General features: G+C 49.4%; 6 protein-coding genes. 4 read left to right on the top strand and 2 right to left on the bottom strand.

Annotation, left to right across the window (positions count from 1 at the left end; translation table 11 throughout):
* From PFH44_RS22635 to PFH44_RS22615, 4 genes are all read left to right on the top strand, one after another.
* On the top strand, nucleotides 1-1,348 hold a 1,348-nt coding region (locus PFH44_RS22635; protein WP_283826219.1), incomplete at its 5' end, for a M3 family metallopeptidase.
* Between the two features lie 625 nt (nucleotides 1,349-1,973).
* A complete protein-coding gene (locus PFH44_RS22630; protein ID WP_283826218.1) occupies nucleotides 1,974-2,711 on the top strand; it encodes a metallophosphoesterase in 738 nt (245 codons plus the stop codon).
* Between the two features lie 781 nt (nucleotides 2,712-3,492).
* Entirely contained in the window at nucleotides 3,493-4,071 is a 579-nt protein-coding gene (locus tag PFH44_RS22620; protein ID WP_072051867.1) for a DJ-1/PfpI family protein, read from the top strand.
* Nucleotides 4,072-4,291: 220 nt separating this feature from the next.
* Nucleotides 4,292-5,812 carry a glycoside hydrolase family 43 protein gene (locus tag PFH44_RS22615; RefSeq protein WP_406627090.1) on the top strand — a complete coding sequence of 507 codons (1,521 nt, stop codon included), beginning with the start codon at nucleotides 4,292-4,294 and terminating at the stop codon, nucleotides 5,810-5,812.
* A gap of 38 nt (nucleotides 5,813-5,850) precedes the next feature.
* On the opposite strand, the gene PFH44_RS22610 is transcribed toward PFH44_RS22615, so the two are convergent.
* Both PFH44_RS22610 and PFH44_RS22605 read right to left on the bottom strand, forming a co-directional pair.
* The gene (locus PFH44_RS22610; RefSeq protein WP_045858358.1) at nucleotides 5,851-6,561 is read right to left on the bottom strand and encodes an oligogalacturonate-specific porin KdgM family protein; all 711 of its coding nucleotides are present in this window, start codon (nucleotides 6,559-6,561) and stop codon (nucleotides 5,851-5,853) included.
* A 212-nt stretch (nucleotides 6,562-6,773) separates the two neighbouring features.
* A complete protein-coding gene (locus PFH44_RS22605) occupies nucleotides 6,774-7,739 on the bottom strand; it encodes a hydroxyacid dehydrogenase (RefSeq protein ID WP_283826217.1) in 966 nt (321 codons plus the stop codon).
* Between the last annotated feature and the right edge of the window lie 60 nt (nucleotides 7,740-7,799).

Here is a 7,799-nt window from a genome sequence, read left to right as displayed (position 1 = left end):
GGCCTGGCCCATGAAAGTGTCCGCCGCCCGGCCCGCCGCCAGGACGCGTAATCAGAAGGGCGATGATAACGATACCCGCGAGCTGCTGCTGCAGCTGGTGGCGATCCGGGCGCAGAAAGCGGAGCTGCTGGGGGCGGCTGACTACGCCAGCTGGTCAATGGCCGATCAGATGGCGGGCACGCCTGCCCAGGCCTTTGAGTTTATGCGCCGAATTGCTCCGGCCGCACGAGCAAGGGCGGAGCAGGAGCTGGCGGATATTCAGCAGGTTATTGATGATGAAGGCGAGGATTTCACCGCCGCCGCCTGGGACTGGCCGTACTATGCGGAGCAGGTGCGGCGCGCCAGGTTCGCTATCGATGAGGCGCAGCTAAAACCCTATTTTGCGCTCGATCGCGTGCTGCTGGACGGCGTATTCTGGACCGCATCGCAGCTGTTTGGCCTGCGCTTCGTCGAACGTTTCGACATTCCTGTCTATCATCCGGACGTGCGGGTGTGGGAAATTTTCGACGCTAACGGCGCCGGAATGGCGTTATTTTACGGCGACTATTACGCGCGAGATTCAAAAAGCGGCGGCGCGTGGATGGACGTATTCGTTGAGCAGTCCACGGAGCTGCGGCAGCAGCCGGTTATCTACAACGTCTGCAACTATCAAAAGCCCGGCTCGGGCCGCAGCGCGCTGCTGTCGTGGGATGAAACCATCACCTTATTCCACGAATTCGGCCACGCGCTGCACGGGCTGTTCGCCAGCCAGCGCTATGCCAGCCTGTCGGGAACCAATACCCCGCGTGATTTTGTCGAGTTTCCGTCGCAAATCTTTGAGCACTGGGCCAGCGAGCCGCAGGTGTTTGCCCGCTACGCGCGTCATTATCAAACCGGGGAGGCGATGCCCGACGCGCTGCGCGAGAGCATGTACCGGGCAGCGAAGTTTAATAAAGGCTACGACATGAGCGAGCTGCTGGCGGCGGCGATGCTGGATATGCACTGGCATAGCCTGTCGTCGGCGGAGCTTCCGCAGGACGTGGACGCCTTTGAAACTGCGGCCCTGCGCGCGGAGAAGTGCGATCTTGCCGCCGTACCGCCGCGCTATCGCAGCAGCTATTTTTCGCATATTTTCGGCGGCGGCTATGCCGCGGGCTATTACGCCTATCTGTGGACGCAGATGCTGGCGGACGACGGCTACCGGTGGTTTGTTGAGCAGGGCGGCCTGACCCGTGAAAACGGTCAGCGCTTCCGCGAGGCGATTCTGTCGCGCGGCAACAGTACGGATTTAGCTGAACTTTATCGCCAGTGGCGCGGGCACGATCCTAAGATTGAGCCGATGCTAAAAAACCGCGGGCTGAGTGAGTAGGCGATTTGGTCAGGCAAAAGAGAGCCGGGCGTGGAGCCCGGCTTATTGCGTGAAATTCATCTTGCCGAAAATTCTGCAAAAATCTTTCGACCGATTGAGTTTAATAGCAGCCGATTTGACCGCTGCTCGATCTGTACCGCGCCTCATTAATTGCCGGTCAGTGGATTGACCGATGACTTATTGATTAAGGTATCAACGCAGGCCTGGCCCATGAAAGTGTCCGCCGCCCGGCCCGCCGCCAGGTCCGCCACCCGGTCCCCCAGGCGGAAGAATACATCCGGAAAGAGACATCGCCCCGCAGAGCACAAAAACTAAAAGCACAATTTTTTTCATAAAAACTCCTCAACATCCAGGAGGCTAATTTCAAAGCATAAATGTGAATATTTTATGGAGGACCTTAAGCTTCCTCTCGCCATACGGATTAAATAGGATTAATCCGCAGCAAAACCGGAAAGGGCGAGGGTTCCTGCATGCTATGAGCGCGCTGACGGAGATGGTGCGCGAATCAATAGTCATATCGCGCCCGCGTGTGGGCTCGCGGCGACAGGAGCGCGGTGGCTTAGCGCCGGGTTCCGGTGACCGTCGAATGCGGTCGCTTTTTAGTTTTCTATATCAGGAGACTTAAATGATAATTGCTCAAATTTCAGATATTCACGCAGGCCCGGATAATAGCAACCTCAGCCGATTTGATAGCGCGCTAAAATGGCTCGATGCGGTTGAGCCGGACGCTTTGGTTCTCACCGGCGATCTGATCGATAACAGCTGGTTGGAAGGCTATGAAGCAATTCATTCTCGTCTAAATATCCAACGTTTTCCGACCTTTATCCTGCCCGGTAACGCTGATAATAAGCTACTAATGCGTAGCGTATGGGGCGAACGCTTTTGGTCCGAAACGCCCTTCGCAGAAGGTCTTCATTTTGTTGCAGATATGGGCGAACTGCGCCTTATCGGATTAGATACTACGATCCAGGGATCGTCTGAGGGCGCAGTGGGTAATCATCTTGCGTGGTTAGAAAAAAGCTTATCGCATGAAGATGCCGCTCCCTCTATGCTCTTTTTACACCATCACATAATCCAAAGCGGTATTCCTGCTATGGATCGCATCATGTGCAATGATCGCGCCCAGCTTGGCGAGCTTTTACAAAATAGTTCTCGTCCGCCCATTGCCATCGCAACCGGACACGTGCATCGACCGATAGCTGGGGTTTTTTCCGGTATCCCGACATATATCTGCGGATCAATTTGTCCAGCCAACCCTTTGTGGTTTGGCACAGAAATCGTTCCCCCAGTTAACGATCCCCCGGCATTAATGATTCACCATTTTATTAATCACGCCTTAGTTAGCCACCACGTCTCGATTTGAATTATCAGACGTGGGCGAGTCATCCAGGAAACGAGCGTCTATAGGAACTCAACAACCGTAGATTTCAGTTCAGATTATTCTGGGGCAGCGATCTGCGAACGTGAGTTTGTTCTGTTAAATGCAGGTTGAACCGATTTAAAACTCGGGTCGCTACATTTAATTCATAGCTGGATAAATAATGATTTTCTACAAGTCGATATGAGTTAGACATAAAGTACATAGCGATGATATTCCATAGATCCTTCTTCGTTACTATTTTGATTATATCATCACGAGATAAAAAAACGGGGTCTGGCACGGGATGATATCTTCTATTACATTCACGTGTTTTACAATCGGGCCCGGCGGCCCCCCCACTTGAGAGGCGTCAGTCCGGAGGCCTGCGAACAGGCCTCGTTATGAGGACAGAATATGTCAGCGGTGGTGTGGGCAGTCGAGGGTGACCCTGGCTAATAATTGTGATGATGCTGCTTTTGTTATCGAAAAATGGATACCTGGCGATAGCAACATGTTTAAGGAGTTGATTCAAATCGACACTAATATCAACTGTCGGATGAATTGGATTATGAGTGTCGATAAGATATTTCATCTTATTGATATTCAATGATTAATTTATTCATGGCATGTTCTTTGCTAATCATTGTATTTCTGAAATGCATTGACAAATCAGTTATCTATGGTCCTGTTTTTGTTAAGTTGTTGATATTCCAGGTTCACAGGAAGTTGCTACCTGGTTTGTTTACTGATAGTTAACGATTTTTGAATATAAGAGAGATCCATTGTGTCAAAACATGCTGCGTTATTACTGGCTCCAGGTTTCGAGGAGGCTGAAGCCATCATTATACTCGACATTCTTGAACGACTCGGAGTAAAAGTAACAACTCTGTCTTGTGGCAGTGATGAATATACGAACAGCTACCATAATGTTGCTGTTCGTGCGGATATACCTCTAAGCGACAACATTGATGAGATTTTTGATGCGGTAATCATTCCGGGTGGGCCGCAGGCGACAGTAAGTCTTGCTGAAAACCCGACTGTCATCCCGTTTATTGACCGGCACGATCGGGCCGGGAAGCTGATCTGTCCAATTTGCTCTGCTGCTGCAAAAGTTCTGGCTCCCAACGGACTACTTAAAGGCAGAAATTACGTATGTTCCGGCACGCTTTTCGAAGGAGTTACCGATGGCGTATATGTTGATGCTCCTGTAGTCAGAGATGGCAATCTGATAAGTGGCCAGGGACTGGGAGTTGCGTTTGATTTTGCGTTTAATCTGGCGTTGATACTGACTGACGATCGCGAACGGGTCTACCGACAGGCCCGGCATATCTACTACAGGTTTACGCTGGCCGAAGAGCGATAACCGGTGTGACACTGTGATTCAACACTAGAAACAAGCCTGCCAGGTTATGGGGCATCATCTGTCCATACGACTGAATGATGTCGTATGGACAGATGATGGGCTCAGTGTCTAAAAACCGAATTCTTTCGATATTGATATTCTATCTTTATATATTTTAAGCCTTTTTTGTTGCTGGCGTGAATCTTGCAGAAAAACCTTCTGTCGACAACTGAAGGTGAAAATTATGCCATTGCTTTACCAGAATCCTGTCATACATGCGGATTACGCCGATCCCGATGTGATCCGAACCGGGGATAATTTCTGGATGGTATCATCCAGCTTTAATCAGGTCCCGGGGTTACCTCTGCTGCACTCATGCGATCTGGTCCACTGGCAGATTGTCAATTATATCGTTAAGCGGCTCCCTTCTCCTGAGTACGACTCTCCGCAACCGGGGAAGGGGATCTGGGCGCCAGCCATTCGTTTTCATGATAACCAGTTCTGGGTTTTTTATAGCCTCCCTGATGAAGGTATCTTTGTTACTCATACCCGTGATCCTCTGGGGGAATGGAGTGAGCCTCATTGCCTGAAAGCTGCTCCGGGATGGATAGATCCCTGTCCTTTCTGGGATGATGATGGACGCGCATGGCTGGTGAATGCATTTGCATTCAGCCGAAGCGGTATTAAAAATAAGCTGCAGCTCACCGAAATGGCGCCGGATGCATCCTGCCTTCTGGATAAGGGGCGCGTCATTTTTGACGGTTCCCCCTCGCATCCGACACTGGAAGGGCCAAAGTTATATAAACGTAATAATGAATACTGGATATTTGCTCCCGCAGGGGGAGTAAAGCGTGGCTGGCAGACTGTTTTGAAGGCCAGTTCACTATATGGCCCCTGGCAGGCGCGTGACATCCTTCGCCAGGGGGGCTCACCCATTAATGGTCCCCACCAAGGGGCGTGGGTTGAGCTTGATAATGGAGAAAACTGGTTTTTCCATTTCCAGGATAAAGGCGTTTATGGCCGGATTGTTCATCTCCAGCCACTGTGCTGGACGGCTGACGGGTGGCCAACTGTCGGTGAAAATCAGGATGACTATGGGGCAGGGCAGCCCGTTCAGCAATTCCGCCTGCCGACGCTCCCGCTGACTCCCTGTCAGTTACAGGCCAGCGATGATTTTCCGAAGGGTCTTCCAGGGCTTCAGTGGCAATGGCAGGCAAACCCCCAGGCCAGCTGGTTAACATATGGAGGGGAGGGCGTACATTTACGCTGTATTCCGGTTGAGGAGAAAACCAGCGTTTACCATCTGCCCCAGCTGCTGTTGCAAAAGCTACCAGCGGAAAAATTTAACGTGACAGCACGATTCGAATTATCACTGTTACTGGCTGGCGATGAAGGGGGGCTTGTTATTTATGGCCAGCGCTTTGCGGCGCTCTCGGTATGTCAGTTCGCAGATAAACGGCAGCTGGTCTATCGCCATGGCTGGATAAATGACAAGGGTGAGCTGAATGAAACGTTACTGCCAGTCGTCACGCTCCCGGATATCGTGCAACAGTATATTGAACTGGGTTATGAGATGAGACTGGACGGAATTGTGCAATTTGGCTGGCGTTTACCGGATGGTGAATGGCAATCGATTGAACCCTGTTTTTCAGCCAGCGCCGGGAAATGGATTGGCGCCAGGATGGGACTCTATGCCCGTGGAAAAATAACGGGTGGTGAGGGAACGCTCGTCTGTTCAACATACTCTGTTACAGAGCGTTAATCATAAGGGCAGCAAAGCTGCCCTGTTTTTAGTGAAGATTACTGGAAATAATAGCGGACGCCCACACGCAGGCGGACCTGGTCGTCTCTGTTCTGATCCTTATCAAGCCAGGCTAGTTCAGTATAGGGCATCCAGTGCTGGTTAATGCGATAGCGGGCAACGATACTGGGTTCCCAGTGTGTTTTTTTACCGTTAGCGGCATGGAACTCGTTAGTATTAATGAAAAACTCAGGGTTAAGCTGCAGCCAGAGTTTATCCGTTGCCTGGTAATTAAGGAATAAATCAATCTGGTGAGCATCGTTGTAATTCATGTCCCCGTTAAGATCGGCGCTTTTTCGGGTCATATGATTATAACGATAGCGGGTACTGAAACTGAGTACGCTGTTCATTTTATAATCCAGACTCATATAAGGTGATACTGAGGAACCATTACTGTCAATATCGGTTAATCCACCTGTTGTAACTGACCACTGATCATTTAATTTTATAGGGTACCATCCCTCATACTCCTGAAAGGTACTTTTTAGCTGCCTTCCGAGATATTCATTCGTTGTTCCGATATCATACATTGATGAGACCAGAATACCGGCGCCATTATCAAAAATATGACCTCCACCGATTTTATACTGGTTTTTTTCCGGTCCCCAGGTATGGGCATAACGATTGTCGACCCAGGTTGCAGCAGCCATTGCGTTGAGGGTTAAACAGGATAATGGTAATCCGATAAAAATTGCGTGTAATTTTTTCATTTTTATTCCTTCAGGGCTTTAGATGTTTTTCGCCACTGTTTCGCTACGAAACAAAAGACATGTTTACTAGAGCAATTCCTGTGCCATAATATAAATATCAAGGATTGTAATGGGTTGCGTTATTGTGTGTGAGGCTATTTCGACAGATAACTAAAAATATCGCGATTTACTATTCTGAATAATAAATTCATGAACACTAAACAAGATTTTCATCACATTTTTTTATGTGCTTCATACAGTAATTCATCCCCGTTCAGCCAGCGTTGAAATTCCTCAAACACACAATCTGCAAGGAGCCGGGTTTCATTATTCAAGGCACCGGCAATATGGCTGGTTAACCGGACGTTAGGCAGGGTATAGAGTAATGAACCCGATGATGGAGGTTCAGGTTTGGTCACATCGAGCAGCGCCGTCAGATCCGGGCGCTGCTGCAGAACGGCAATCAGTTCTTCTTCATTGACCTGCATTCCTCTGCCAGTATTAATAAACACCGCACCTGGACGCATGAGATGAAATAAATTCCCATCCAGAACGCCTCTGTTGTCCGGTCGGTTGGGCAGATGGTTACTGATGACAAAAGCAGAGGAAAACGCCTGCTCCAGACTGATAAGGCGTTTTTCTTCCCGGGAAGGGACGACAATAATCTCAAGGCTAAAGGGAGTTAATAACTGTTGTAACAATTGCGAAATGGCCCCGGCACCGATTAATGCCACTTTTTCCTGATAAACACCGGGTGCGGGATGATGAAGAGACAGACTTTCAAATTTATCTGGACCTGAATATTCCCGTTGATTTCTGAAATACCCCTTGCATCCCAGCAGGATTTGCGCAAGGCAAAATTCCGCGACCGGAACCGCATTGGCTTTCCATGCGCTGACAATTTTTATCCCTCTTGATAAAAGAGGGGGGGCAAAATATTCGGTTGCTCCTGCCGCATAAAAGACAACTTTTAACGCGGGAAGAGCATCCAGCTGCTCTTCTGTTAAAGGGATCATTCCCCAGGTAGAAAAAATGACTTCAATATGTCGTAACTTCTCCTGATACTGGCCGAAATTATCCGGTGTGATCAGCTGTGGGCAGAGGTTACAGCTGTCAGAAATATTTTTTAGTGTCGAAGAAGAATAGACCTGACGGAATTTTTCAGGTTGTTGAGAAGATGTGGCAGCATACCAGTTCATTTTTCCTTCCTGTTATACTCTGATGAAAAACGCGGCGGATAAATAGTTAACTGTCAGAGG

This window comes from Klebsiella sp. Ech2A, assembly GCF_030078455.1.
Taxonomy (GTDB): domain Bacteria; phylum Pseudomonadota; class Gammaproteobacteria; order Enterobacterales; family Enterobacteriaceae; genus Klebsiella; species Klebsiella terrigena.
Note: the sequence above shows the minus strand (reverse complement) of the source record. Positions and strands in the feature narration are given on the sequence as shown.

Bases quoted from the DNA above. Each gene is read 5' to 3' on its own strand.
- PFH44_RS22630 (WP_283826218.1), top strand. From the start codon at position 1,974: ATGATAATTGCTCAAATTTCAGATATTCACGCAGGCCCGGATAATAGC.
- PFH44_RS22610 (WP_045858358.1), bottom strand. From the start codon at position 6,561: ATGAAAAAATTACACGCAATTTTTATCGGATTACCATTATCCTGTTTA.
- PFH44_RS22605 (WP_283826217.1), bottom strand. From the start codon at position 7,739: ATGAACTGGTATGCTGCCACATCTTCTCAACAACCTGAAAAATTCCGT.